The organism is Aliivibrio sp. SR45-2 (genome assembly GCF_963890165.1).
GTDB lineage: Bacteria > Pseudomonadota > Gammaproteobacteria > Enterobacterales > Vibrionaceae > Aliivibrio > Aliivibrio salmonicida.
In genome coordinates, this window is sequence record NZ_CAWPRC010000102.1 from 1 (window position 1) to 357 (window position 357).

Below are 357 nucleotides of genomic sequence, written 5' to 3' on the forward strand. Positions count from 1 at the left end.
GTTAAGTACACGGCACCACTTGTCGATTCATCGCCAAGATTGCCGTGAGTATCACTGAACCCTTTCACCGAATAAGTAAACTCTGTATCTGCTGCTGATGAACTCGGAATTTCCACTTCACCAATCCATGTTGCTGAGCCTTGACCCGAATCCCACCTCACAGCACTTGTGCCTAATGTCGCCGTCGCATTATCTACGGCAACAGAGAAAGTCGCTGTAACTCCAATTTTATCGCCTGCTTTACCCGATGTCGGGTTTGATACCACTGATATTAATGTTGGTTTCGCTGTCGAAAGTGTCGCCGTCTCTGTCACCGCTTCAGCAGCAATACCGTGTTGATTTGAACCAGTGACTGTC

1 protein-coding gene is annotated in these 357 nt (G+C 47.9%); it reads right to left on the reverse strand.

Annotated elements, in window-relative coordinates; genetic code table 11:
• Positions 1-357, reverse strand: a 357-nt coding sequence (locus tag AACV33_RS04705) for a hypothetical protein (RefSeq protein ID WP_182700747.1), incomplete at both ends; no start/stop codon positions are given.